Annotated in this window: 20 protein-coding genes and 2 pseudogenes; 12 read left to right on the top strand and 10 right to left on the bottom strand. The window is 61.7% G+C overall.

What is annotated here, in order from left to right; all coding sequences use genetic code 11:
- Positions 1 to 287: pseudogene (locus RTX98_RS12360) on the top strand (UDP-glucose 4-epimerase); the annotation flags it as partial.
- Here RTX98_RS12360 and RTX98_RS12355 read toward each other — a convergent pair.
- Complete coding sequence (locus tag RTX98_RS12355; protein ID WP_312796904.1) at positions 284 to 1,501, bottom strand: mandelate racemase/muconate lactonizing enzyme family protein; 1,218 nt, start codon at positions 1,499 to 1,501, stop codon at positions 284 to 286. The pseudogene RTX98_RS12360 and the gene RTX98_RS12355 overlap by 4 nt on opposite strands.
- Positions 1,502 to 1,510: 9 nt before the next feature.
- On the bottom strand, positions 1,511 to 3,127 hold the full coding sequence (locus RTX98_RS12350) for a GMC family oxidoreductase (protein ID WP_312796902.1): 1,617 nt from the start codon (positions 3,125 to 3,127) through the stop codon (positions 1,511 to 1,513).
- 164 nt (positions 3,128 to 3,291) lie between these two features.
- On the opposite strand from RTX98_RS12350, the gene RTX98_RS12345 reads away from it, so the two are divergent.
- A complete protein-coding gene (locus tag RTX98_RS12345) occupies positions 3,292 to 3,675 on the top strand; it encodes an acyl-CoA thioesterase (RefSeq protein ID WP_189502814.1) in 384 nt (127 codons plus the stop codon).
- Here the strand turns inward: RTX98_RS12345 and RTX98_RS12340 are convergent.
- Complete coding sequence (locus RTX98_RS12340) at positions 3,672 to 4,052, bottom strand: winged helix-turn-helix transcriptional regulator (protein ID WP_189502813.1); 381 nt, start codon at positions 4,050 to 4,052, stop codon at positions 3,672 to 3,674. The two genes, RTX98_RS12345 and RTX98_RS12340, sit on opposite strands and share 4 nt — an antisense overlap.
- 158 nt (positions 4,053 to 4,210) lie before the next feature.
- Here RTX98_RS12340 and RTX98_RS12335 point away from each other — a divergent pair, with 158 nt between their 5' ends.
- Positions 4,211 to 4,834, top strand: coding sequence for an NAD(P)H-dependent oxidoreductase (locus RTX98_RS12335; RefSeq protein WP_312796897.1), 624 nt, complete (start codon positions 4,211 to 4,213; stop codon positions 4,832 to 4,834).
- Between the two features lie 33 nt (positions 4,835 to 4,867).
- On the opposite strand, the gene RTX98_RS12330 is transcribed toward RTX98_RS12335, so the two are convergent.
- The 3 genes from RTX98_RS12330 to RTX98_RS12320 all read right to left on the bottom strand — a co-directional run bounded on the left by RTX98_RS12330 (position 4,868) and on the right by RTX98_RS12320 (position 8,241).
- Positions 4,868 to 6,172, bottom strand: a complete 1,305-nt coding sequence (locus RTX98_RS12330; protein WP_312796895.1) for a hemolysin family protein — start codon at positions 6,170 to 6,172, stop codon at positions 4,868 to 4,870.
- Positions 6,173 to 6,266: 94 nt separating this feature from the next.
- Complete coding sequence (locus RTX98_RS12325; RefSeq protein WP_312796894.1) at positions 6,267 to 7,043, bottom strand: extensin family protein; 777 nt, start codon at positions 7,041 to 7,043, stop codon at positions 6,267 to 6,269.
- A gap of 169 nt (positions 7,044 to 7,212) precedes the next feature.
- Positions 7,213 to 8,241 (bottom strand): extensin family protein, encoded by a 1,029-nt coding sequence (locus tag RTX98_RS12320; protein ID WP_312796893.1) that lies wholly within the window; start codon positions 8,239 to 8,241, stop codon positions 7,213 to 7,215.
- Positions 8,242 to 8,362: 121 nt separating this feature from the next.
- Here RTX98_RS12320 and RTX98_RS12315 point away from each other — a divergent pair, with 121 nt between their 5' ends.
- Positions 8,363 to 8,713, top strand: coding sequence for a DMT family protein (locus tag RTX98_RS12315; RefSeq protein ID WP_189502808.1), 351 nt, complete (start codon positions 8,363 to 8,365; stop codon positions 8,711 to 8,713).
- Here the strand turns inward: RTX98_RS12315 and RTX98_RS12310 are convergent.
- Positions 8,703 to 9,599 (bottom strand): DMT family transporter, encoded by an 897-nt coding sequence (locus tag RTX98_RS12310; RefSeq protein WP_312796892.1) that lies wholly within the window; start codon positions 9,597 to 9,599, stop codon positions 8,703 to 8,705. The genes RTX98_RS12315 and RTX98_RS12310 overlap by 11 nt on opposite strands.
- Positions 9,600 to 9,850: 251 nt before the next feature.
- On the opposite strand from RTX98_RS12310, the gene greA reads away from it, so the two are divergent.
- Genes greA through RTX98_RS12295 form a run of 3 tightly spaced genes read left to right on the top strand, consistent with a single transcriptional unit; the run spans position 9,851 to position 12,349 of the window.
- The gene (gene greA / locus RTX98_RS12305; protein ID WP_189502806.1) at positions 9,851 to 10,324 is read left to right on the top strand and encodes a transcription elongation factor GreA; all 474 of its coding nucleotides are present in this window, start codon (positions 9,851 to 9,853) and stop codon (positions 10,322 to 10,324) included.
- Positions 10,296 to 11,411 carry a glycosyltransferase family 4 protein gene (locus tag RTX98_RS12300; protein ID WP_312796888.1) on the top strand — a complete coding sequence of 372 codons (1,116 nt, stop codon included), beginning with the start codon at positions 10,296 to 10,298 and terminating at the stop codon, positions 11,409 to 11,411. Before greA ends, RTX98_RS12300 begins: the two co-directional genes overlap by 29 nt.
- Positions 11,408 to 12,349 (top strand): glycosyltransferase, encoded by a 942-nt coding sequence (locus RTX98_RS12295; protein WP_312796887.1) that lies wholly within the window; start codon positions 11,408 to 11,410, stop codon positions 12,347 to 12,349. The genes RTX98_RS12300 and RTX98_RS12295 overlap by 4 nt, the downstream gene beginning before the upstream one ends.
- Here RTX98_RS12295 and RTX98_RS12290 read toward each other — a convergent pair.
- Complete coding sequence (locus RTX98_RS12290) at positions 12,346 to 12,837, bottom strand: Lrp/AsnC family transcriptional regulator (protein WP_189502804.1); 492 nt, start codon at positions 12,835 to 12,837, stop codon at positions 12,346 to 12,348. The two genes, RTX98_RS12295 and RTX98_RS12290, sit on opposite strands and share 4 nt — an antisense overlap.
- Positions 12,838 to 13,059: 222 nt before the next feature.
- Between RTX98_RS12290 and trxB the strand changes: the two genes are divergently transcribed.
- The 3 genes from trxB (at position 13,060) to RTX98_RS12275 (ending at position 16,241) form a co-directional block, all read left to right on the top strand.
- The gene (gene trxB / locus RTX98_RS12285) at positions 13,060 to 14,034 is read left to right on the top strand and encodes a thioredoxin-disulfide reductase (protein WP_312796885.1); all 975 of its coding nucleotides are present in this window, start codon (positions 13,060 to 13,062) and stop codon (positions 14,032 to 14,034) included.
- 38 nt (positions 14,035 to 14,072) lie between these two features.
- Positions 14,073 to 14,969 carry a LysR family transcriptional regulator gene (locus RTX98_RS12280; RefSeq protein ID WP_189502802.1) on the top strand — a complete coding sequence of 299 codons (897 nt, stop codon included), beginning with the start codon at positions 14,073 to 14,075 and terminating at the stop codon, positions 14,967 to 14,969.
- Between the two features lie 807 nt (positions 14,970 to 15,776).
- Positions 15,777 to 16,241, top strand: coding sequence for an Hsp20 family protein (locus tag RTX98_RS12275; RefSeq protein ID WP_312796884.1), 465 nt, complete (start codon positions 15,777 to 15,779; stop codon positions 16,239 to 16,241).
- Between the two features lie 54 nt (positions 16,242 to 16,295).
- On the opposite strand, the gene RTX98_RS12270 is transcribed toward RTX98_RS12275, so the two are convergent.
- Complete coding sequence (locus RTX98_RS12270; protein ID WP_312796882.1) at positions 16,296 to 17,351, bottom strand: low specificity L-threonine aldolase; 1,056 nt, start codon at positions 17,349 to 17,351, stop codon at positions 16,296 to 16,298.
- Between the two features lie 361 nt (positions 17,352 to 17,712).
- Here RTX98_RS12270 and gltB point away from each other — a divergent pair, with 361 nt between their 5' ends.
- Positions 17,713 to 22,425 (top strand): glutamate synthase large subunit, encoded by a 4,713-nt coding sequence (gene gltB / locus RTX98_RS12265; protein ID WP_312796880.1) that lies wholly within the window; start codon positions 17,713 to 17,715, stop codon positions 22,423 to 22,425.
- Between the two features lie 89 nt (positions 22,426 to 22,514).
- Entirely contained in the window at positions 22,515 to 23,972 is a 1,458-nt protein-coding gene (locus RTX98_RS12260; RefSeq protein WP_312796879.1) for a glutamate synthase subunit beta, read from the top strand.
- Between the two features lie 15 nt (positions 23,973 to 23,987).
- On the opposite strand, the pseudogene RTX98_RS12255 reads toward RTX98_RS12260, so the two are convergent.
- Positions 23,988 to 24,734: pseudogene (locus RTX98_RS12255) on the bottom strand (DUF459 domain-containing protein); the annotation flags it as partial.

The following is a 24,734-nucleotide window of genomic DNA, read 5'->3' as shown; positions in this document are numbered from 1 at the left end:
GCGCGGTCGAGCTTCTTCTGGAGGCCGCGCCTGATGCCGTATCAGGCAGAGTCTTCAACGTGTCCGACCTGATGGTCGACCGAAGCGACATTCTGGCGATTGCACAGGAAGCCACCGGCATGTCGGGCATGGCCCATCCCCTGCCACCCGCCGCCGACACTTCCGCCTTCAACGTCATGTCCAGCGCTCGCCTCCAGGCCCTCGGCTGGCAGCCGGGTGGCCGGCGCTTGTTGCAGGAAACGGTGCGGGATCTGGTTGCCGCGATGCAGCCAGCCACCGCAAGCTAGCGGGACAGCGGCTGCTGCTTCATTTCAAGATGCAGACCGCTTCCGGCCCATGGATGCGCCTCGCAGACGGTCTCGTCCAGTTCGACGCCCAGGCCCGGCTCTCCTGACGGGATGACATGGCCGTTCTGCCATTCGATCTTGCGCTTGAGCAGGGTGGCGTGGAAGCCGTCCCATTGCTTGAGGGATTCCAGAATGAGGAAGTTCGGCAGCGTCACCGCCAGCTGAATGTTCGCTGCGCCGACGATCGGCCCGCAATAACAATGCGGCGCGATCTGGATATGCCAGGCTTCCGCCATCGCCGCGATCTTCTTGGTTTCCAGTATGCCGCCAGAGCGGCCGAGATTGGGCTGCAGGATGCTGGCCGCCCTCTGCTCGATCACCCGCGCAAAGTCGAACCGTGTCGTCAGCCGCTCGCCCGCTGCCACTGGGATCGACGTACCACGCGCAATCTGCGCCATGACTTCCGGCATGTCGGGCGGGCAGGGCTCCTCGAACCACAGCGGATCATAAGGCTCGATCGCCCGCGCCATCCGCAGCGCACCGGATGCCGTAAACTGCCCATGCGTGCCGAACAGAATATCCGCCTTGCCGCCGACCGCTTCACGGATCGCCTTCATCATCCGCGTCGACAGATCGATATCTGCCAGCCGCGGCTGGTGGCCGTCATGCACCGTATACGGCCCGGCCGGATCGAGCTTCAGCGCGTCAAAACCTTGTGCGACATAGGCGACCGCGCATTCCGCCGCGAGGTCAGGATCGTTGAAGACGTTGCGCCCCTCGCTCTCGCCGCCATTCGTATGCACCGAGCCTTTTTGCGGATAGAGATAGGTGTAGGACCGAAGCGTCTCGTGCACCCGGCCACCGAGCAGCGTGTAGATCGGCTTGCCAGCCTCCTTGCCGATGATGTCCCAGCAGGCAATCTCCAGCGCTGAAAAGCAGGCCATGACCGTCAGGTCCGGCCGCTGCGAGAAGCCGACAGAATAAGAGCGTCGGAAGAACACTTCGATGTCATGTGGATCGTGCCCGACGAAAAACCTGACAGCCAGATCCTCGATCATCCTGGCCGTCAGATGCGGATCGAAGCTCGCCGAATAGGCCTCGCCATAGCCATGCACCCCGCCATCCGTGGTGAGCCGGACGAAGATGAAATAGCGTCCGCCAATCCCCGGCGGCGGATTGCCGACGACCCAGGTTTTCACATCGGTGATCTTCATGAGCGTCTCCTAGCGATGATCCTCAAGTACCATTTCAGCACCCTTCCAGCCTGTCAGAATAGCTGCCGCATTGGTGTTGCCGGTGATGTTGGAGGGGAAGATCGAGGCGTCGATGACCCGCAAATTTCCGGTGTCGTGAACCGATAAACGGGGATCCACGACGGAATTTCTCCCGTTTTTTCCCATTCGGCAGGTTGAAACAGGGTGGTAAACGGTGCCCGACCGGCGTCTGAAGTCGTCGATCAGGGCATCGTCATCGCTTATCGAAGGACCCGGCAGCACTTCTTCAGAAATGACATCTGCAAAGGCGGAAGTCGCCGCCAGCTTGCGCAGGAACTTCACCGCATCCAGCATCTCCGCCACGTCATGTTCGGTGGAGTAGGCATTGGGGGTAATGCGTGGTTGTTCGAAGGGATTTGCGGAGCGGATCATGATCTCGCCGCGGCTCGACGGGCGGCAATTGGACAGGCCGATGGAAAAGCCGGGCCAGGGATCGGGCGACAGGATCGGCCGTTCTCCAGGCTTCGGCAGAACGGTTGAAAAAGCTTGGAAATACAGCTGCATGTTCGGTCTGGTATGGTCGGGATCGGTGCGGAAAAAGCCGCCGCCCTGGTTCATGCTCATCGACAGCGGCCCTCGTCGCAGAAGCAGATACTGGCTCCCCACCAGCGCCTTTCCCCACCAAGGCCGCAGGATCTGGTTCAGCGTCTTCTGCTTGGCCCGCCAGGTGTAGTTGATGCCCAAATGATCCTGCAGGTTGGCGCCGACATGGGGATTGTCGATCAGAACCGGAATAGCAAGGCTTTGCAGGAGCTTAGCCCGACCAACCCCTGACAACTGCAGCAGCTGCGGCGTGTTGATCGACCCGCCCGACAGGATCACCTCGCGTCCCGCTCGTGCGGTCTTCAACTGCCCGTTCTGCCGGTACTCGACCCCTACGGCCTGTCTGCCCTGGAACAGGATGCGCGTAACATGCGCGCCGGTCTCCACCCGCACATTCCGCCGCCTCATCGCCGGCCAGAGAAAGGCGCGCGCCGCCGACATGCGGCGGCCGTTGCGGGTGGTCAGCTGGTAGATGCCGACGCCTTCCTGATGCGCGCCGTTGAAGTCGGAATTTTGGGGCAAACCAAGCTCTTGACCTGCCTTGAGGAAGCGGTGGGTGAGGGGGTGCACGAAGCCGGTATTGTCCGTGACATGCACCGGCCCGCCGCGCCCGCGCCATTCGTCTGCGCCCGCCTGATTGTCCTCGATCGCCTTGAAGGTCGGCAAAAGATCGTCATAGCTCCAGCCCGGATTCCCGGCCGCCGCCCAGTCGTCGTAGTCCTCTCGCGCACCGCGGATCCACACCATCGCGTTGATCGAACTCGACCCGCCCAACAGCTTGCCGCGCGGCCAGTGGTCGACATTGCCGGCCAAGCCCGGATCGGGCTCGGTGCGGTAGTTCCAGTTGACTGCCGGATCGTAGAAGGTCTTGCCGTACCCCAGCGGCATCTGGACGTAGAAGCGGCGATCCGTGCCGCCGGCTTCCAGCACCAGCACGGAAAAACGGCCGCTGGCGGACAGCTTCTCGGCCACGACGGAACCGGCCGAACCGGAGCCGACAATGATGAAATCGTAAGTCTGCATGGATGGCCGGCGCGTGAAAGGAAGCCGCAGCCTAGCCAGCATCCGGCCTGCTCGTTACGCGATGCTCCGGCATCGCTTGTGAAAAAAGCGACGGGACGCCTGGCTTGCGTTGCCTCTGTCGCCGGGACTGTCTAGGCCAGAAGAACAGAGCTCAGGAGTTCACGATGTCGGATCAGCCCCGCGGGCAGCTAACGCTGCGCACCCTTGCCATGCCCGGCGATGCCAATGCGGCCGGCGATATCTTTGGCGGTTGGGTGATGGCGCAGATGGATCTCGCCAGCGGAATGCGGGCGGCGGAGCGTGCGAAAGGCCGCGTCGTGACCGCTGCCGTGAAGGAAATGGCTTTTGCGAAGCCGGTCAAGATCGGCGACACGCTCGAGATCAGCACCGAAATTCTGAAGATCGGCCGGACATCGATTACGCTGTATGTGGAAGCCTGGGCAAAACGCTATCTGAGCGACCTGCGCGAACGCGTCACTCATGCCGAGATCGTCATGGTGGCGATGGACAAGGACGGCAAGCCGACGCCGGTGCCGGCCGAAGGCTAGGCCGCTTCATCTTTCTGCTTCAGGTCGAAACTGACGCGTGCTTTCGCAACGCGGCCGGTGTTCAGTCGTGCCCATTCGCCAAGCGCATGGACCGGCACCAGCAGGTCGCGCCCGAGATCGGTCAGCTCGTAATCGACACGCGGCGGGATTGTGGGGAACACCGTGCGGGTGACGAAGCCGTCGCGCTCGAGCCCGCGCAGGGTCGTGGTCAGCATCTTCTGCGAAATGCCGCCGATCAAACGCCGCAGCTCGTTGAAGCGCAGCGGACCTTGGCCGAGCAGTTCCACCACAAGCACCGTCCACTTGTCGCCAACGCGGCTGAGGATGCTGTTGACCGCCTGACACGCTTCGCTGCTTCCGTGAATGATGGGTGGCATGAGGCTTGATCCAGTTACTTGGAGGTGACCGCGGTATCGAAAAAGTGCCTTCTTGTGCGGCGTGAAGGCGGTTTCGTATATAGCCCCGGTATCTGTTTGATACCAGATCATTTGGCCTATTAGCGGGCGCTTTGCCCGGCACAAGAGGATTTTCAGCTATGTCCAAGCCTAAAATCGGCGTCATCGTCGGCAGCATTCGTGCCAACCGTTTTGCAGAACGCCCCGCTCAGTGGATTGCCGAACTGGCGCGTGCCAGCGGCGAACTGGATGTCGAGATCATCGACCTCAAGGATTACCCGCTCCCGATCTTCGACGAGGCGGTTTCGCCGGCCTATGGCACCGTCAGCAGCGAAGTTGCCCTGCGCTGGCAGAAGAAGCTCGACGAGCAGGACGGCTTCATCTTCACCGCGGCCGAATATACGCGCGGACCCACGGCCGCTCTGAAGAACGCGATCGACTACGCTTATCCGCAGTGGAACAAGAAGGTCGCAGCCTATGTCGGCTACGGCGGCGTCGGCGGTGCGCGCGCGATCGAGCAGCTGCGCCTCAATGCCATCGAAGATCAGATGGTGCCGATCCGCAATGCCGTTCACATCATGTTCGGCGAGTATCTGGCGATCGTCAACGAAGGCAAGTCCATCTCGGACTTCCCGCATTTACAGCAAGCCGGTCAGGACCTGATCGCCCAGTTTACCTGGTATGTGAAGGCGCTGAAGGCTGCCCGCGACGCCGACACGGCAGCGACCGAAGCCGCTTCGGAAGGTCGCGACCACGAGGAATAAAAAAGGCCGCTTCGGCGGCCTCTTTTCTGTTCCCTAGACTGGGGTGACCCTGTGGGTCTCGACCGCTTTCGACGCAATGATCTTGTCGATGCGACGGCCGTCGAGATCCACGACCTCAAAGCGCCAGCCCAAGGCTTCCAAGGTTTCGCCAGTGGCGGGAAGATGGGACAGCTGCGCCAGGATGAAGCCGGCGACCGTTTCGTAGTCGCGGTTTTCCGGCAGGATGATGCCGAGCTTGTCGGCCATTTCGTCGGCGGGCATGTAGCCGGCGATCAGCCAAGAGCCGTCTTCGCGCTGCATGACGCTCGGGCCTTCGTCATCATCGGACTTGAACATGCCCGTAATGGCTTCAAGGATGTCGGCGGGTGTGACGACGCCTTCGAAATGGCCGTATTCGTCATGCACCAGTGCCATCGGCACATCGGCTTCACGAAGCATCGTAATGACGGCTAAGGCATCGGCATTGTCATGCACGATCGGCGCCTGACGCACAAAGCTCTTGATGTCCAGAGGTTGGCCGTTGAGGATCGCGGCCAGCAATTCTCTGGTCTGGATTACGCCGATCATATCATCGACGCTGTTATCTCCGGCAGGCAAGCGCGAATGCGAGGTCCCGACCAGAGCATCGCGGATGGTTTGCTGGTCTGACTGAACATTGATCCAGTCGACATCCGTGCGTGGGGTCATGATGCCGCGCACGGTGCGGTCGGCCAGGCGCATGACGCCGGCGATCATGGCTCGCTCATCCGTTTCGATCACGCCCGCGCCTTCGGCTTCCGCGATGATCGTCTTGATCTCCTCGTCGGTGACCTTGTCTTCCGACTCAGCCTTTTGGCCGAGCAGGCTCAAGACGGCCTTGCCGGAAATATCGAGGAACCAGACGATCGGGGCGCCGACTAACGCGAGGACGGCCATGCTGGGAGCTACGCGAGCAGCAACGCCTTCCGGGTTGCGCAAGGCGATCTGCTTCGGAACCAACTCGCCGATAATGAGAGATCCGTATGTGATCAAGGCAACTACGACACCAACACCGACCGCGTCGGCAATGCCGTTGGGCATGCCGGCCTCGATCAGCACGCCGGTGAGGCGCTGGCCCAACGTTGCGCCCGAAAAGGCGCCGGACAGAACACCCACGAGGGTGATGCCGATCTGGACGGTGGACAGGAAGCGACCAGGATCGGCTGCGAGCTTCAGCGCGCGTGCAGCACCGCTGGAGCCACGATCCGCCATGGTCTTGAGCCGCGCTGGCCGGGAGGAAACTACGGCCAGCTCCGACATGGCGAGCAAGCCGTTGACGACAACGAGAACGAAGACAATCAGAACTTCAATGTAGACCATGCAGGTTCCTTACCATCACACCTGCTGCGATGCGAAGTGGGAATCCTGCAAGAACTTCTGGGATGGTGGATGGTTTCCGATCTTCCACAGCGTCTCAACGGCAGGCACGGTAGCCGTTCCGGCGCTCCTTGATGTCGAAGTGGAAGTGGTCTGCATGATCGGCATTGTAGCCGGGGCCGAGTACGGTTGTGAAATAGGAGCAGCCGTCGGCACGCACCGTGTTGAGGAGACCGCGGGCGCGGAAAGCGAACAGGCCCTGCTTCTGCACCTTGATGTCGCGGCCGTTCTTCAACTCAATGCGCATGACATCGAGCGCGTTGCCCTTGGAGTGCTCGGACGCAACCGTCGTGCCTGCAATGCGGCGGCAGGAATAGCTTGAACCCTGGTGGATGGTCTTCACGCCCGACCAATAGCGAGAACGTGCGTTCGGCGCGAGCTCGTCCTTGGTCCAGGTCGCGAAAGCCAGCGCCATGTCGCAAGTCAGCGTGGCTGCAGGCTTCATCTCGATATTGCCGGAAAAGCCCATCAGCTTGACCGGGTAGTCGATGCGGCAGGAGCCGCCATCATTGATGGGTTGGAGATCCTGGTAGGCCACGCCCATGCGCTTCAGCGCGCGTCGGCACGCAACTTCCTCCGCAGGCATGCTGGCCGTGCCGGCGCTCGACATCGGCAAGCTCATGCGGGGATAGCCGACCATCATCGGGTTGGATGGGACCAGACGCTGCATGCCGGTTGTTCTGCTGCTGGAGCGGCTTGTCTCGCCGCGGTTGCCGCATGCCGACAGGCCGAGCAGCGCGAGTGCTGCCGTAAGCAGTGTTGCGTGGCGGGCGATGGTCGAAGCGCGCGAGCGGGAAAGGGGACGGGACAGCATCGGAGTTCCCTTGAAGGAAACGTCCGAGACTAGGATGCAAGGGTAAAGGAAGCCTCAGGCCGGATCTTCAGGCCTGTGTCGACAATGAGGCGAGCTTAGCCAGAACAAGGACTTAGCGGGTGGTCCGCAACCTTTGATTCACCATGATGAAACTTTGAATCAATGTTGCTTATTGGCAGAAGGTCACGCCGGGCCGCCGGTCGGCCAGATCGAGATGGAAATGGTTGGCGTGATCGGAGTCCGATCCCGGTCCCAGCACGGTGGTGAAGGGTCCGCAGGCGGCGGCACGCACTTCGGCCAGGAAATCGGCTTCAGCCTTGTCGGTGGTTTTCTCGACCACCACCGAGCGGCCGTCCGCCAAGGTGAAACTCATGATGTCGATGGCGTTTCCGAGGGCATGTTCGGACAATTTCTGGGTGCCGTGCCGTGGCCGGCACACATAGCCTGATCCGTTCGCCATGGCGGTGATGTCCGTCTTCAGATGCTTCTGCGCGGCTTCCTTGACCTTGGTCTGCAGGAACTTGGCCATGGTCAGAGAAACCGAGCAATTCGCTACGACAGAAGGCTCGACCTTGATGCCGCCGCCGAAGTTGGAGATCGAGACGGGATAGGGCATCGAACAGCCGTCCTCACCACTCTCGGGACCGCGATCCTCGAACACCACGCCGAGCGTCTTCAGTTCCGCGCGGCAGGTGAGTTCGGTCTCGGGCTTTGTCCCGACAAGCGAGTTCGGCAAAGGCGGTCCCTGTTCCGGACGCGGCCCGTCTGCACGCTTTTGCGCCGGGGCATCTTCTTCCTTCTTGGCGGTATCGTCGGGCTTTTCCGTCTTCGGCGCATCGGCCGGACGGGTTTCCGGCTCGGGTGGCGCTACCGGCAGCGCTTGCGGCTGTTCCGGTTCTTCGTCTGACCGAGGTTCGCCGGGGACCTCCTGTGCTTCTTTCGGCGCAGATGGTTCTTCAGGATTGGCTTGCGGCTTGGGTGGGCTTGCCGGGAGTTCCTGCTGCTGTTCGCCCTCGTTCGAGGCAGGCTGGTCGCCGGCCTTCTCGTCCGGTGCCGGCTCATCCTCCGGGTTGGCTTTCGGAGCAGGCATGGTCTGCGGCAGGGCGGGTGCCGCGTCTTGGGACTGCGCCAAACCGAAGCCGGGCAGGGCTACAATAACGCCGCCGAGCATCAGGGCAGCGCAAACACTGGTCCGCAAGGATGAGGTCATCGCACCTAGATGGAGCATCGGACTGTGGCGGCAACGGGGACGCCTTGACGTTTGGACGGCAGAAGCAAGGTTGCGGCAGAGATGCCACAACCATCTTCTGGAGCCACCTATGTCCGAACTGCTCGCCCCGCGCCTTCTTCCGATCCTGATGCTCGTCGCGTCCAACGTCTTCATGACATTCGCCTGGTACGGCCACCTCAAGTTCAAGGGCGCGGCGCTGTGGACCGTTGTGCTCGTCAGCTGGGGCATCGCCTTTTTCGAATATTGGCTGGCCGTGCCTGCCAACCGCATCGGCAGCGCGGTTTACTCCGCTGCCGAGTTGAAGACGATCCAGGAGGTCATCACGCTGGTCGTGTTCGCGGTGTTCTCGGTGTTCTACCTGAAGGAAGCGCTGACGCTGAACCACGTGCTGGGATTTGCACTCATTGCCGGAGGTGCTGCGCTGATCTTCAAGGGCTGAGGCGTGCGGCCCTTCGCGCCCGTAGCGCAGGCACGATCTCCACGGCAAGCATCGAGATGAGAATCAGAGCGCATCCCGCGAAGCCCGCCGAAGGCAGACGCTCGCCCAGGAAGATCGCGCCGAACAGGGCCGCAAACACCGCTTCCGACGACAGGAAGATCGCAGCCTGCGAGGCGGTCGTGTAGCGCAGGCCGATGGCCATGAGCGTGAACGCCACGGCGCCTGAAAACATGCCGGCATAAAGCACTTCAAGCGCGGCGCCGCGCAGAGCTTCCAGGCTGACAGGTTCGAAAACAAAGGCGGCGGTCAGACCAAGAACGGCACAAACGGCAAACTGGGTCACGGCAAGCGTGATCGGCCGGCCTGTTTGCGATGCGCTGCGGGCGAGGAACAAGCCTTGCAGCGCCGCAAAGAAGGCTGCGAGGATCGTCAGCCAATCGCCGGTAGTCAGACCCGCCAGGGTGCCGCCGGACAGGAGGAAGATGCCGCAGAGCGTGCAAAGGGCTGCGGGCCAGACAATGACATGCGGAAACTGGCGGAATAGCACGATGCCGAGAATCGGCGTCATGACCACATAAAGGCCGGTCAGAAAGCCGGAATTGGTCACGCTGGTGGTGAGCAGGCCGAATTGCTGCGCGGTTATGGTGGAGAACAGCATCAGCCCGACCCAGGCGAAGGCCAGCCATTGCGAGTTCGTCAGTGTCGCCGGCGCTTTGCGCGCTTCCCTGATGGCGAAGGGAATGACGCAGAGCGTTGCTACGAAGAAGCGAGACCCGACGAACAGCAGCGGCCCCATGGTTTCCATGGCGGTGGCCTGCGCAACGAAGCCCATGCCCCAGATGGCACCGGCAAGAAGAAGGATGAGATTGGCTTGAACGCGGGTCATGGTCGCCGCGCTAGCCTATTCGCGTGACGCTGAAAAGGAGCCACAGCGATCTCCCGGCACCGCCAGCCGTCACAGCCGGCTGATTGTCGCGCGGCAGAAATAGTGTGTGGCATCCCTGAGACGGATGGTTATATTAGGCCTAAGAACGCTTATTTGCGGGTCCGCTAGCCATGTTGCTATCGGGCCGTTTTCATTTGTGGCTTCGAGCACCGTGTCGACACACAAGGCACGGAGTATGGAGGGTTTTGGAGATGAACAAGGTTCCGATGACCGGGGGCGGTTTCGAAGCGCTCAAGGAAGAGCTGCGCTGGCGCCAGCAGGACGAGCGGCCGCGCATCATCGAGGCGATCTCGGAAGCCCGCGCGCATGGCGATCTTTCGGAAAATGCCGAATATCACTCAGCCAAGGAAGCGCAGAGCCTGAACGAAGGCCGCGTGAACGAGCTGGAAGACCTGATCGCACGCGCCGAGGTCATCGATGTGTCCAAGCTGACGGGCAACACCGTGAAGTTTGGCGCGACCGTGGAGCTCGTGGACGAGGACACGGAAGAAAAGAAGACCTATCAGATCGTCGGCGACCAGGAAGCCGATGTGAAGCTCGGCCGCATCTCCATTTCATCGCCGATCGCTCGTGCGCTGATCGGCAAGAAGATCAGCGACACGATCGAGGTGAACGCGCCCGGTGGCGCGCGCGGCTATGAGATCGTCAACGTCCGCTTTGGCTGACACCAGGCATATCGCTTTGGAGAAGGCGCGTGACGTTGATGTCGCGCGCCTTCTTGTTGTTGCGCCCAATTTCAAGAAGCGGCTGTCTGGCGTCACCAGCACGATCATCCAGCTTCTGCCGCTGCAGGCGCAGCGGTTTCCGATCGCAAGCCTGGGCGCGGGATTGCCGGATTTCGTGCCGCGCATGCGATGGAGCCAGGTCTTCGGCCTGTTGAAGCGGCCGCAAGGTCGTGCCTTTCGCATCTGGCATGCTCGGCGCAATGTCGAGATGATCGGCGGCATCGTGATGCGCGATGTCTTTCGCGCGCCGATGAAGCTCGTTTTCACCTCTGCTGCTCAGCGCGACCACAAGCCTTTCACCAAATGGCTGATCCGCCGCATGGATGCGGTGATCGCCACCAGCGCGCGTTCCGGCAGCTTTCTCCATGTGCCGCATACGGTGATCCGGCACGGGGTTGATCTTTCGGGCTTCGTGCCGGCAGCGGATCGAGGCGCAGCTGTCGCGGAAGCGGGTTTTGCCGAACAGCGCTTGATCGGCTGCTTCGGGCGGGTTCGCGAGCAGAAGGGCACCGACCTGTTCGTCGCCGCGATGATTGCGTTGCTGCCGCGCTATCCGGGTTGGACCGCCGTGATCACGGGAAGGGTAACGGACGATAACCGCGCCTTTGCAGATGGTCTGCAAGCTGAGATCGCCGCTGCAGCCTTAAGCGAGCGCATCCGCTTTCTTGGCGAAGTGCCGGATATCAAGCCATGGTATCAGCGCGTCTCGCTGTATGTCGCGCCCTCGCGCAATGAAGGTTTCGGCCTGACGCCGCTGGAGGCGATGGCCTCGGGTGCTGCGGTGGTGGCGAGCGATGCCGGCGCTTATGCCGAGATGATCATGCCGGGTGAAACCGGCGCCGTGGTTCCGGCTGGCGATGGTGCCGCCTTGCTCAGCGCGATTCAGATCTATCTCGACGATCCCGCGCTGGCGGAGGCTCATGGGCAAGCCGCCTTGGCCCATGTACACGCGACCTTCCCATTGGAAGGCGAGGCGGATGCGATTCAGGGTGTTTACGAACGGCTGTGGCAGGGTGTGACGTCGTGAGCGACACACTGCCTTCCACGCTGATCCTGGGCAAGTCGAACAGCTACGGACTGACGCGTGATGCCGAGATCCTGCAGGCAGCCATTGCAGAGGCCGGTGGGCAGGCAGGTTATGCCACGATCAAGCAGCGCAGCTGGTGGCAGCGTTTGCTGCGCATCAAGCGCGCCAACCGGATCGTCCATCTGGAACGTGCCTTTCCCGGATGGTTCGGCGCGGCCTCGGACGAGACCTTTGTCGTGCCCAATCAGGAGCGCTTTCCGCGCCGGCAGATCGGACGGTTGCGGCATGTGAGTCGAGTGCTGGCGAAAACGCGGCATGGCGAGGCGGTGTTCAATGCGCTCGGCGTGCCGACCAGCTATCTCGGCTTTTCCTCGCCTGACCGTCTGTTGCCGGATGTGCCGAAGGACTTCGGTCGCTTCTTTCATCTGGCCGGCGGCAGCACGCTGAAGGGCACGGAAGACGTGCTGGAGCTCTGGCGCAAGCATCCGGAATGGCCGGAACTCTTGCTTGTGCAGAAAGCCGACAATGCGCCGGGTGTGCCCGCCAATGTCCGGCTGATGTCGGGCTATCTCGATGATGAGGCGCTCAAGCAGCTGCAGAACGCATGCGGCGTGCATCTTTGCCCCTCGCGCTCGGAAGGGTGGGGCCATCATCTGCTTGAAGGGCTTTCCGTCGGGGCTGTGGTTTTAACGACGGATGCGCCGCCGATGAACGAGCATGTCGATCCGACGTGCGGCGTGCTTGTGCCTTACTTTCGTAGCGAACCGCGCCATCTCGGCACGAATTTCTATGTCGATCCCGCCGCATTCGAAGCTGCGATCGAGCGGATCATGGCGATGCCGGATGCGGAAAAGCGCGCCTTGGGTTTGGCTGCCCGCAAGCGCTACGAAGAGATTGATGCGGGCTTTCGCCAGCGCGTCAGGGATCTGCTCGTTTAGAAGCCTTGCATGGCTTGATCGATCGCCACGCGGCCCTCGTCCTTGACCTGGCGGATGGTGAGGGCGGTGCGCACCGTGTCGACATTGGGGGCGGAAGTCAGGACCTCGATCACGAAGCTCTGAAACGTTGCCAGATCGGCGGCGACGCAGTGGAGAAAGAAGTCCGATTCGCCTGACACCATCCAGGCCGACCGAACGATCGGCCAGCCCTCTACCAATTTGGAAAAGGCCTTGAGGTCACCATCGGACTGGCGATTGAGGCCGACCAGCGCGAAGGCCACGACCGTCATGCCGAGTGCGGCATTGTCGAGCAGTGCGCGATATTGCCGGATGATACCCTGATCTTCCAGCCGCTTCACGCGTCGCAAGCAGGGCGGCGCCGATATGCCGACGCGGCGCGACAGTTCGACATTGGTCATGCGGCCATCATCCTGCAACTCGCGCAGGATCTTCCAGTCGATGGCATCCAGATCGGCTTTCAAAGTCATGGCGGTTCGGATGTGCTCTGACAGGGAGGAACAATCGCGGGATGCGGCTACCATCGCTTAAACCAAAGTTCGGCCATCGCCTAGCTTCCCGGGCGTTTGAGCGCGAATGAGCTTGGGATAGCGTATGGCTTACCTTGCAAGCAGTAGCAGCAAAGTCCTACATTCCGCCCAATATATAGAGAAAGGCCGCGAGGGTTCTGCGCGGCCACCAAGAGGCTTTCCATGACCACGCGCCACGCACCCGTTGCGATTATCGGTTCGGGCCCGGCCGGCTACACGGCCGCAATCTATGCCGCCCGCGCCATGCTGAAGCCGATGCTGATTGCCGGCATGCAGCAGGGCGGCCAGCTCATGATCACGACCGAGGTCGAGAATTATCCGGGCTTCGCCGACCCGGTACAGGGCCCCTGGCTGATGGGCGAGATGATGAAGCAGGCGGAGCATGTCGGCACTGATATGGTCAACGACCTCATTACGTCTGTCGATCTCGATGTTCGCCCGTTCCGGCTGATCGGCGATTCCGGCACGATCTACACCTGCGATGCCCTGGTGATTGCGACCGGCGCGCAGGCCAAGTGGCTCGGCCTGCCCAGCGAAACCGCCTTCATGGGCTTTGGCGTTTCGGCCTGCGCGACCTGCGATGGCTTCTTCTACCGCGGCAAGGATGTGGTTGTTGTCGGCGGTGGAAACTCGGCGGTCGAGGAAGCGCTGTATCTCTCCAACCTCGCGCGCCACGTTACGGTCGTGCATCGCCGCAACGAGTTCCGCTCCGAGCGCATCCTGCGCGAGCGCCTGATGGCGAAGGATAATGTCACCGTTCTCTGGAACACGGTGGTGGACGAGATCGTCGGCGAGCCCGCCAAGAAGCCGCTGCCGCCTTCGGTGAACGGCATTCGGTTGAAGGATGCCCACACCGGTGCGGTGAAGGAGATGCCTGTGGACGGTGTGTTCGTCGCAATCGGTCATGCTCCCGCCACGGAACTGTTCCAAGGCAAGCTGAAGATGAAGCCGAACGGCTATCTGTGGAGTGCGCCCGATTCGACCGCAACGTCGATCCCGGGTGTGTTCGCAGCTGGCGACGTCACGGACGACATCTATCGCCAGGCCGTGACGGCCGCGGGTATGGGCTGCATGGCCGCGCTGGAAGCCGAACGCTATCTGGCCGGCCTGGAAGTTCACCGCGAGGCGGCGGAGTAGGATTGATACGGCGTCCGGAGTGACGCCGAGGGGGACTGATGGCACTGGATTGGGACAAGCTGCGGGTTTTCCACGCGGCGGCTGAGGCTGGATCCTTCACCCATGCGGCGGAAAAGCTCCGCTTGTCGCAGTCGGCCATTTCCCGGCAGGTCAGCGCGCTTGAACAGGATGTCGGCGTCCCGCTGTTTCACCGTCACGCCCGCGGTCTTGTCATGACCGAACAGGGCGAGCTGCTGTTCCGCACGGCGCATGACGTGCTGATGAAGCTGGAAAATGTCCGCAGCCAGCTGACCGAAACCAAAGACAAGCCATCCGGTGTTCTGCGTGTCACGACCACGGTTGGCCTTGGCGCTGCCTGGCTGACGGAGCGCGTGCAGGAGTTCCTGGATCTTTATCCGGAAATTCAGCTGCAGATCATTCTCGCCAATGAGGAGCTGGATCTGACGCTTCGCCACGCCGATTGCGCAATCCGTTTACGCCAGCCGCAACAGCCTGACCTGATCCAGCGCCGGCTCTTCACCATGCACTTTCATCTTTATGCCGCGCCGACCTATCTCGCCAAGCATGGCATGCCGGAAAGCATCGACGATCTCGACAAGCATCGCATCGTGACCTTTGGCGAGCCGGTGCCAAGCCAGCTCGCGCATCTCAATTGGCTGGAAACGGCCGGGAAACCGGAAGGTATCCGGCGTCCGGCGACGCTCCAGATCAACGACATTCTATCGGTCAAGCGCGCCGTGCAGCGCGGGGCGGGCATTGCGATGCTGCCGGACTACATGGTCGGCAAGGAAACCGGCCTTGTTCAGCTGATGACGGATACCGAAGTGCCGACCTACGACACCTTCTTTGCGTATCCGGACGCCATGAAGCAGCAGGTGAAGCTGCACGTCTTCCGCGATTTCCTTTTGTCGAAGGCGCGCAGCTGGGCCTATTAAGCGCGTTGGCTGGATCTAGGGCCTGCTTGCTGGCCATCTAATCTCAACAAAAACAGCGTCTGACCGCCCTTCATTGTGCGATGCAGCATTGAACAGCGTGCTTGCTCAGACGGCACACCCTGCTTCTGGCGTTCGTCAGCAATTTCTTAACAAAGGCTAAATGCCTGTTTGTTCACCGACTTCTGCCCAGTAGCATAGCGAAGTGCAACACTAATGCCTTTCTGCATGGGTGCGATGCAAAATGAGGTGCTTGAACATTAGGCAAGAATGGCTCATATCACAGTCATCTCCTGAGCGCGTTCTCCTCCCATTAGCGCTCGAGAGTGTTCCCCTCTGGAGGTCAGCCTTAATTGGCACTCCAATAACTCAGCCGGGTCGTTTCGATCCGGCTTTTTTTTGCGTGGAATTTAGGCGGATGCCCTTCCTCTCTCCGGGGGGAACGCAAAAAGGCCGAAAGCACCTTGCGATGCTTCCGGCCTGCTGAACCAGGAGGAAGGGACGTTGCAACCCGGTCCTGCTTTCAGGCGAACGGGGTGTTCGCGATCTGCGGGATTGTGGTTGCACCATTAGAGCCTGCCGCCTGAACCGAGCCGGAAAGCATGGTTCATTTTCCATTCATGGCGCATGCGGGGGGGGCGGTAAAAATCGTTCTCGTCAGAATCAGAGATTCTCTTGAAAGGACAAACGGGCCTCACCACCTATCTCCTGCGGTCGCCGAAATCGGGGCCGCTGACAGGACGGAACGCCAACTGGGTTCCATGTTCGGTCAAACGCAAAAACCATGTTGCTCACCAGGAGAACAGACCCATGCGTCAGTTTGATTTTTCGCCGCTTTACCGCTCCACTGTCGGTTTCGACCGTCTCTTCGGCATGCTTGACCAAGTCAACCAGCCGGACGCCGGCACCAGCTATCCCCCTTATAACATCGAACGCACCGGCCAGGATGCTTACCGCATCTCCATGGCAGTTGCGGGCTTCTCGGATCAGGAGATCTCGATCGAGGCTCACCGCAACGTGCTGACGGTGAAGGGCGAGCGCAACGAAGCAGACAAGGAAGAAGGCGTCGAGTTGCTCTATCGCGGCATTGCTTCGCGCACCTTCGAGCGTCGCTTCCAGCTGGCCGACCATGTCGAGGTCACCGGCGCGACGCTCAAGAACGGCTTGCTTCACATTGATCTGAAGCGCAATGTTCCGGAAGAGATGAAGCCTCGCAAGATCGAGATCGCTCCGGCTGCCAACAGCTCGAAGCAGATCGAAGCCAAGGCTGCCTGATCTTCTTAGTCGTAGCGGACTGCAAGCGGCGCCCTCAGGGGCGCCGCTTTTGTTTTAGGCGTTGGTGAGAAGGCGCTGCACCTGATCGACATCGTCGTCGGTGCTCGCGAAGCTGGTGACGAAGCGATAAAGCTGCTCGTCCTGTTCAAGCACCGCATCGGTGACGCGCGGCAGCTTCCACGGCGCGAACACCGCACCAGCGGACCGTAACCGTTCGGCTGCGGTGTCGTTCAGGATCGCGAAGATTTCGTTGGCCTGGGGCTGCCAGGCAAGCCGCGCTCCCGGAGCCTGCTCGAACACCTGCGCCAGCCGGGTCGTCATGGCATTGGCCTGACGTGCCGTCTTCAGCCACAGATCATCTTCTAGATAGGCTTCGAACTGCGCTGCGATGAAGCGCGTCTTTGAGAAAAGCTGCGCGCCACGTTTGCGGATATAAGGCAGCTCGCCGGTGAACCGATCGCCGAAGATGATGATGGCTTCGGCGCACCAGCAGCCATTCTTGGTGCCGCCGAACGACACCATGTCGACGCCGCGCTTCCATGTCATTTCGGCGGGCGACACATCCAGCGACACGAGTGCGTTGGCGAAACGCGCGCCGTCCATGTGGAGCGGCAAGTCGTGTTCGCGGCAAACGGCGCTGATCGCATCCAGTTCATCAAGAGAATGAACCGTGCCGATCTCGGTCGCCTGCGTGATCGTCACGCCCATGGGGCGACCGCTATGGACGAAGCCTGCGGGGAAGCGGGCGATCGCCTTTTGCAGGTTCTCCGGCGTGATCTTGCCATCAGGACCATCGACGCCATGCAGGCGCGATCCGCCGAGAAAGAACTCCGGCGCGCCGCATTCATCTTCGATCACATGCGCTTCGCGATGACAGAAGGCGACGCCGCCGGCCTTGTTGAAGGCGGTCAGCGACAGCGCGTTCGCCGCCGTGCCTGTCCCAACGAAGAACACCTCGCATTCGCGCTCGAAGATCTCGGCGAATCGCTGTTCGACGCGGCGATCGAGTTCGCTCGTGCCATAGGCCTGTGCAAAGCCGCCGGCATGGCGAACGAGGCTTTCAGCGATAGAGGGGTGGGCGCCGGCCCAGTTGTCTGAAGCGAAATGCATGGATACCGTCACGTCTTGGATAAAAAGAGGGCTCTGCTGTGAGCGCGGCGACCTTGATCCCTTTGGACGGGCGGACGCAAGCGCTACTTGGCAATCGAAAGACCCTTTCAAGAACGCCTGCAGCTTAAGCAACAATATTGCGGCTGATCCAAGCCACCTTTGCGCTTGTTGCGTTGCAGCGACGATTTTGTCACGTTTCGGTCTTGTGGCTGTCGGTGTAATCTGCCATACGAATATAGGACAGCAATGCTGTCTCATCTTGATCTTGCATCTCTTGCCGGTCGGAGGTCATTCTGCCTTCCGTTCCGGCTCGCCGCGCGCTCGTGATCCAGGCCGGATCACTCAACTGGAGGCAGTACCCATGAAGGACGACACGCTTCGCGTCACGCAGACCCTTGCCGGGACTGCTGCCACGAAAACCGCCGCCCTGCCGGGCGGCCTGCCCAAAGCGCAAGGGCTGTACGACCCTCGCAACGAGCACGATGCCTGCGGCGTGGGCTTCATCGCGCAGATGAAGAACGTCAAGTCGCACCAGATCGTGCTCGACGGCCTGCAGATGCTGGAGAACCTGACGCATCGCGGCGCAGTGGGTGCCGATCCGCTGATGGGGGATGGCGCGGGAGTGCTGGTGCAGATCCCCGACCGATTCTTCCGCGAGGAGATGGCAGCGCAGGGCATCGAACTGCCTGTGTCCGGTCAATATGCCGTCGGCCACATCTTCATGCCGCGCGACGCCGAGGTGCAGTCGCATATCGAAGACATCATCCGCGAAGCCGCGCAGTCCGAAGGTCAGCCGCTGATCGGCTTCCGCGACGTGCCGGTGGACAATTCTTCGCTGTCCAAGGCGCCTGACATCGCGGCGTCCGAGCCTGTGCATCGCCAGTTCTTTATCGGCCGCGCGCCGGAAATTGCCGATGACGACGACTACGAGCGGCGACTTTATATCCTGCGCAAGGTCATTTCCGGCCGGATCTACCAGGAAAACGGCAATCGCGACGTGGGCGCTTACATCGTGTCGCTGTCGGCGCGCACGATTGTCTACAAGGGCATGTTCCTGGCCTACCAGGTCGGCGCTTATTACAAGGATCTCAGCGATCCGCGCTTCGAAAGCGCGCTGATCCTCGTTCATCAGCGCTTTTCCACCAACACCTTCCCGTCCTGGAAGCTGGCGCATCCCTATCGCATGGTTGCGCATAACGGCGAGATCAACACGCTGCGCGGCAACGTCAACTGGATGGCAGCGCGCCAGGCGTCCGTCGATTCGGAGCTGTTTGGCAACGACATCGCCAAGCTCTGGCCGATCTCCTACGAGGGCCAGTCGGATACGGCCTGCTTCGACAACGCGCTCGAATTTCTGACGCAGGGCGGCTACAGCCTCGCGCATTCCATGATGATGCTGATCCCGGAAGCCTGGGCCGGCAACAAGTCGATGACGCCCGAGCGCAAGGCGTTCTACGAATATCATGCAGCCCTGATGGAGCCGTGGGACGGCCCTGCGGCTGTGTGCTTCACCGATGGCCGCCAGATCGGCGCGACGCTCGACCGCAACGGTTTGCGTCCCGCACGCTATCTCGTGACCGACGATGACCGCGTCATTCTGGCCTCCGAAGCCGGCGTGCTGCCGGTGGACGAAAGCCGGGTCATCAAGAAGTGGCGTTTGCAGCCGGGCAAGATGCTGCTGATCGACCTGGAAAAGGGTGCGATCATTTCGGACGAAGACGTGAAGTCCGAGATTGCCACCGCCAACCCCTACAAGCAGTGGCTGTCGAACACCCAGCTCATTCTCGAAGACCTGAAGCCGGTGGAGCCGCGCGCGCTTCGCCGTGACGTGTCGCTGCTCGATCGCCAGCAGGCCTTTGGCTATACGCAAGAAGACACCAAGATCCTGATGGCGCCGATGGCGACCACCGGTCAGGAAGCCGTGGGTTCGATGGGCACCGACACGCCGATTTCGGCCATGTCGGACAAGTCGAAGCTGCTTTACACCTATTTCAAGCAGAACTTCGCGCAGGTCACCAATCCGCCGATCGACCCGATCCGCGAAGAGCTGGTGATGAGCTTGGTGTCCTTTATCGGACCGCGGCCGAACATCTTCGATCTGGAAGGCTCCTCGCGCCGCAAGCGGCTTGAAGTGCGTCAGCCGATCCTGACCAATGGCGATCTCGAAAAGATCCGTTCCATCGGCCACACGGAAGACCGCTTCGACACCAAGACAATCGACTTCACCTACTCCGTGCAGGAGGGGGCCGCCGGCATGAAGGGTGCGGTCGAGCGCTTGTGCGAGCGTGCGGAAGCAGCGGTTGCCGGTGGTTACAACATCATCGTTTTGTCGGACCGCCAGATCGGCCCGGATCGCATTGCCATCCCGGCGCTGCTCGCCACGGCTGCGGTTCACCATCACCTGATCCGCAAGGGTCTGCGCACTTCCGTCGGCATCGTGCTGGAAACCGGCGAGCCGCGCGAAGTGCATCACTTCGCTTGTTTGGCCGGTTATGGTGCGGAGGCGATCAACCCGTATCTGGCGTTCGACACGCTTACCGACATGCACAAGCGCGGCGAGTTCCCGCCGGAGGTGGACGCGAGCGAGATCGTTTATCGCTACATCAAGTCGGTGGGTAAGGGCCTGCTCAAGGTCATGTCCAAGATGGGCATCTCGACCTACCAGTCCTATTGCGGCGCGCAGATCTTCGACGCCATCGGCCTGCGCAGCGACTTCGTGCACCAGTATTTCGCGGGCACAGCCAGCCTGATCGAGGGCGTCGGGCTTGAGGAAGTGGCGGAAGAAACGATCCGTCGCCATGCCGATGCCTTCGGTTCCGATCCGGTGCTGCGCAATGCGCTGGAAGTCGGCGGCGAGTATATGTACCGGATGCGCGGCGAGAGCCACATCTGGTCGCCGGACGCGGTGGCGACGTTGCAGCATGCCGTGCGCAAGAACTCCTGGGAGACCTTCAAGGAGTATTCCGAACAGGTCGACAGCCATGCCGCGCGCGCGCAAACCATTCGCGGCCTGTTCAAGATCCGCAAGGCCGAGGATATCGGCCGCGCAGCCGTTTCGATCGATGAGGTCGAGCCAGCGGCGGACATCGTCAAGCGTTTCTCCACTGGCGCGATGAGCTTTGGCTCCATCAGCCGCGAAGCCCATTCGACGCTGGCGCGCGCCATGAACGCGATCGGCGGCAAGTCGAACACGGGCGAGGGCGGCGAGGAGCCGGATCGCTATCTTCCGTTGCTCGACGGATCGTCCAATCCGGAGCGCTCTGCCATCAAGCAGATTGCGTCGGGCCGCTTCGGCGTCACGACCGAATATCTCGTCAATTCAGACATGATGCAGATTAAGGTCGCGCAGGGCGCCAAGCCCGGCGAGGGCGGTCAGCTGCCCGGCCACAAGGTCGATGCGACGATTGCCAAGACCCGTCACTCGACCCCGGGTGTCGGCCTGATTTCGCCGCCGCCGCATCACGACATCTATTCGATCGAGGATCTGGCGCAGCTCATCTACGACCTGAAGAACGTCAATCCGGCAGCGGATGTGTCGGTGAAACTGGTGTCGGAAGTGGGCGTCGGCACGGTTGCGGCCGGTGTCGCCAAGGCGCGTGCCGATCATATCACGATCTCCGGCTTTGATGGCGGCACCGGCGCTTCACCGCTCACCTCGATCAAGCATGCCGGCAGCCCTTGGGAGATGGGCCTGGCCGAAACGCATCAGACCCTGGTGCTAAACGGTCTGCGCTCGCGGATTGCCTTGCAGGTCGATGGCGGTCTGCGCACCGGCCGCGACGTCATCATCGGCGCGCTTCTGGGTGCCGACGAGTTCGGCTTCTCGACCGCGCCTTTGATTGCGGCCGGCTGCATCATGATGCGCAAGTGCCATCTCAACACCTGCCCGGTCGGCGTGGCGACGCAGGACCCGGTCCTGCGCAAGCGCTTCAAGGGCACGCCGGAGCATGTCATCAACTTCTTCTTCTATGTGGCGGAAGAAGTGCGGCAACTCATGGCGGAGATGGGCTATACCAAGATCGACGACATCATCGGCCAGTCCGAACTGCTCGCCAAGGAAGAACTGATCGAGCATTGGAAGGCGAAGGGTCTGGACTTCACCAACATGTTCTTCAAGCCAGACGCGCCGAAGGAAGCGACCTACTGGACCGAACGTCAGGTTCATCCGATCGACGACGTGCTTGATCGCCGCCTGATCGAAAAGGCGATGCCGGCACTTGAAAGCCGTCAGCCGGTGGTGATCGAGGAGAGCATCCACAATGTCGATCGGTCGGCCGGCGCCATGCTGTCGGGCGAAGTCGCCAAGCGCTTCCGCCATCGCGGTTTGAAGGAAGACACGATCCAGGTGAAGCTGACCGGCACCGCCGGCCAGAGCTTCGGCGCCTTTCTGACGCGCGGCGTGTCCTTCGAGCTCATCGGCGACGGCAACGACTATGTCGGCAAAGGGCTGTCGGGCGGCAAGATCGTCATCCGTCCCCCGGAAGACACGCGCATCGTGCCGGAAGACTCGATCATTGTCGGCAACACCGTGCTTTACGGTGCAACCGAAGGCGAGTGCTACTTCCGCGGTGTGGCTGGCGAACGCTTTGCTGTCCGCAATTCGGGCGCGATCGCGGTTGTCGAAGGCGTGGGCGACCATGGCTGCGAATACATGACCGGTGGTCTCGTCGTCGTGATCGGCCAGACCGGCCGCAACTTCGCAGCCGGCATGTCGGGCGGCGTGGCTTATGTGCTGGATGAAGCGGGCGACTTTGCCGAGCGCTGCAACATGGCGATGGTCGAGCTCGAGCCGGTTCCGGAAGAGGACGACATGCTCGAGAAGCTGCACCACCATGGCGGCGATCTCATGCATAAAGGCCGCGTCGACGTGTCCGGCGACATGACTCGCCACGACGAGGAGCGGCTGGTGAAGCTGATCTCGAACCATGCGCATTACACGGGTTCGACGCGCGCCAAGGCGATCCTCGACGATTGGGCGACCTACCGGCCAATGTTCCGGAAAGTCATGCCGGTCGAATACCGCCGCGCTTTGATCGAGATGGAGCGCATGCGCTTAGGCGTGGCGGCGGAGTAATCCGCCGCAAGCTGGCTGCTTCACAATTCCTTTCAAGCCATCTGCTGGCCTTTGCTGCGCCTGGCAGATCGACTGACGAGAACACGACGATGGGTAAGGTTACAGGCTTTCTCGAGATCGACCGGCAGGTGCCAAAGTACCAGCCGGCCTCTGATCGTATTCGGCACTTCCGTGAATTCACGTTGCCGATGTCGGATAGGGAAGTCGAAAAACAAGCCGCACGCTGCATGGATTGCGGCGTGCCTTATTGCCATGGGCCGACGGGCTGCCCGGTTCACAACCAGATCCCGGATTGGAACGATCTGGTTTATGGTGGTGACTGGGAAGGCGCGATCCGCAACCTGCACTCCACCAACAACTTCCCGGAATGGACCGGCCGCATCTGCCCGGCGCCTTGCGAGGAAGCCTGCACGCTGAACCTCGAAGACATGCCGGTCGCTATCAAGACGGTGGAACAGGCGATCGCCGACAAGGCCTATCTGATGGGCCTGATCCGCCCACAGCCGGCGGAAGTAAAGACCGGCAAGTCGGTTGCCGTGATCGGCTCGGGACCCGCTGGTTTGGCGGCAGCACAGCAGCTGGCGCGTGCCGGGCATGATGTGCATGTGTTCGAGCGTGAGTCTAAGCCCGGCGGTCTGCTGCGTTTCGGCATTCCCGACTTCAAGATGGAAAAGACCACCATCGATCGCCGCGTCGAGCAGATGCAGGGCGAGGGCGTGACCTTCCACTGCAACGTCAATGTCGGCGTCGACAAGACCGTGGATGCGCTGATCGAAGAGCATGACGCGGTGCTTTATTGCGGCGGTTCTGAGAACCCGCGCCCGGCCGGCATTCCGGGTACGGAGTTCGCAGGCGTGCATGATGCGATGCCGTATCTCGTGCAGCAGAACAAGCGAGTCGGTGGCGAAGATATCGGTTCGACGGCCTGGGCATCGGAGCCGATCGTTGCCGGCGGCAAGCATGTCGTCGTGGTTGGCGGCGGCGATACGGCGTCGGATTGCGTCGGCACTGCGTTCCGTCAGGGCGCGGTGCGTGTGACTCAGCTCGACATCCGACCCATGCCGCCGGAGCGCGAAGACAAGCTGGCGGTCTGGCCTTATTGGGCCACCAAGATGCGCGTGTCGTCGTCGCAGGCTGAAGGCGCGCAGCGCGAGTTTCAGGTTGCGACACTGGAGTTCGTCGGCGAGGACGGTCACCTGATCGGCGTGAAGTGCTGCGAAGTCGACGACAGGCGCAAGCCGATCGCAGGCACCGAGTTCTTGATCCGCGCAGATCTCGCTTTCGTTGCCATCGGCTTTGCCGGCCCGATCATCAGTGGAGGCGTGCTGAGCGATCTCGGCGAGCGTCTGACCCTGTCCCAGGACAGCCGCCGCTCGGTGAATGTCGTTGCCAACGATCGCAACTACCGCACCAACATCGACAAGCTCTATGCGGCCGGTGATGTGCGGCGCGGACAATCCTTGGTGGTATGGGCGATCCGTGAGGGACGCCAGGCTGCGCATTCCATTGATGTGGACCTGATGGGCGCATCGGTGCTGCCGCGCTAGGCGCGGCAGTCCACTTTACTGCGCAGCCGGTTCAGTTGCCAGCGGCGTGATGGAGGCCGTGCCTTCGGGAGCGGGTTTCACGGCTTCCGCCTTGCCGGCGAAGTCATCGGCTCGGCCGGTCTGGGTGCCGGCTTCGCGCTGCTCACGCATTTGGATGTCTGCCGCCGTGCCGGCTGATGGTGTGGTGTCGCCGCCAAGCAAGGTCGTGCCGCCATCGAGTTCCGGGTCGGTCAGCGAGATCGGTACGGTGCGCACGATGCGGATCTTGTCTTCGGCGCCGGGCCTGAGGTCAGCACCCGGCGTATAAGCGGGACCGATCAGGCCGATCGCATCGCCGCTGCCGCTTCCCAACACGCGACGCAAAGGCTTTTCCGCATAAAAGGCGATCTTGCGCTTGCCGGCGGCGGTGAGGTTGATGCCATCGCTGCCGCGCAACCGCGCCTGCTGTCCGTTCATGTCTGGACCGGTCGTGACGAAGGCGCCGTTTTCATCCACGAAGCCGTCCCAGATATCGACATAGTCGGCCTCTGCCGTCGCAGATACAGCCTTGAAAACATCGTTGTAGGCCAGCATGTCCGATGTCAGCGACGCCTGCCGGAAAGGCGGCATGCCGACCCAGATCACGGGAATGCCGCGGCTTTCCACGGCTGTCGCGAGGGCTGTCGCGCGTCGCGTATATTCCTTCATCCAGCCTTCGCTGCGCGGTTCGAGCCGCTCGTCACCCGCCTTCATCTGCTGGCGGTCATTGGAACCCAGCATCAC

It is taken from the genome of Tianweitania sp., from assembly GCF_032053605.1.
GTDB lineage: Bacteria > Pseudomonadota > Alphaproteobacteria > Rhizobiales > Rhizobiaceae > Tianweitania.
Note: the sequence above shows the minus strand (reverse complement) of the source record. Positions and strands in the feature narration are given on the sequence as shown.

Coding starts and splice junctions, on each gene's coding strand:
- RTX98_RS12330 (WP_312796895.1), bottom strand. CDS start 6,172: ATGGTCTACATTGAAGTTCTGATTGTCTTCGTTCTCGTTGTCGTCAAC.
- trxB (WP_312796885.1), top strand. CDS start 13,060: ATGACCACGCGCCACGCACCCGTTGCGATTATCGGTTCGGGCCCGGCC.
- RTX98_RS12260 (WP_312796879.1), top strand. CDS start 22,515: ATGGGTAAGGTTACAGGCTTTCTCGAGATCGACCGGCAGGTGCCAAAG.
- RTX98_RS12275 (WP_312796884.1), top strand. CDS start 15,777: ATGCGTCAGTTTGATTTTTCGCCGCTTTACCGCTCCACTGTCGGTTTC.
- RTX98_RS12340 (WP_189502813.1), bottom strand. CDS start 4,052: ATGCCACCCATCATTCACGGAAGCAGCGAAGCGTGTCAGGCGGTCAAC.
- RTX98_RS12315 (WP_189502808.1), top strand. CDS start 8,363: ATGTCCGAACTGCTCGCCCCGCGCCTTCTTCCGATCCTGATGCTCGTC.
- greA (WP_189502806.1), top strand. CDS start 9,851: ATGAACAAGGTTCCGATGACCGGGGGCGGTTTCGAAGCGCTCAAGGAA.
- RTX98_RS12300 (WP_312796888.1), top strand. CDS start 10,296: ATGAGATCGTCAACGTCCGCTTTGGCTGACACCAGGCATATCGCTTTG.
- gltB (WP_312796880.1), top strand. CDS start 17,713: ATGAAGGACGACACGCTTCGCGTCACGCAGACCCTTGCCGGGACTGCT.
- RTX98_RS12345 (WP_189502814.1), top strand. CDS start 3,292: ATGTCGGATCAGCCCCGCGGGCAGCTAACGCTGCGCACCCTTGCCATG.
- RTX98_RS12270 (WP_312796882.1), bottom strand. CDS start 17,351: ATGCATTTCGCTTCAGACAACTGGGCCGGCGCCCACCCCTCTATCGCT.
- RTX98_RS12350 (WP_312796902.1), bottom strand. CDS start 3,127: ATGCAGACTTACGATTTCATCATTGTCGGCTCCGGTTCGGCCGGTTCC.
- RTX98_RS12325 (WP_312796894.1), bottom strand. CDS start 7,043: ATGCTGTCCCGTCCCCTTTCCCGCTCGCGCGCTTCGACCATCGCCCGC.
- RTX98_RS12355 (WP_312796904.1), bottom strand. CDS start 1,501: ATGAAGATCACCGATGTGAAAACCTGGGTCGTCGGCAATCCGCCGCCG.
- RTX98_RS12280 (WP_189502802.1), top strand. CDS start 14,073: ATGGCACTGGATTGGGACAAGCTGCGGGTTTTCCACGCGGCGGCTGAG.
- RTX98_RS12310 (WP_312796892.1), bottom strand. CDS start 9,599: ATGACCCGCGTTCAAGCCAATCTCATCCTTCTTCTTGCCGGTGCCATC.
- RTX98_RS12290 (WP_189502804.1), bottom strand. CDS start 12,837: ATGACTTTGAAAGCCGATCTGGATGCCATCGACTGGAAGATCCTGCGC.
- RTX98_RS12335 (WP_312796897.1), top strand. CDS start 4,211: ATGTCCAAGCCTAAAATCGGCGTCATCGTCGGCAGCATTCGTGCCAAC.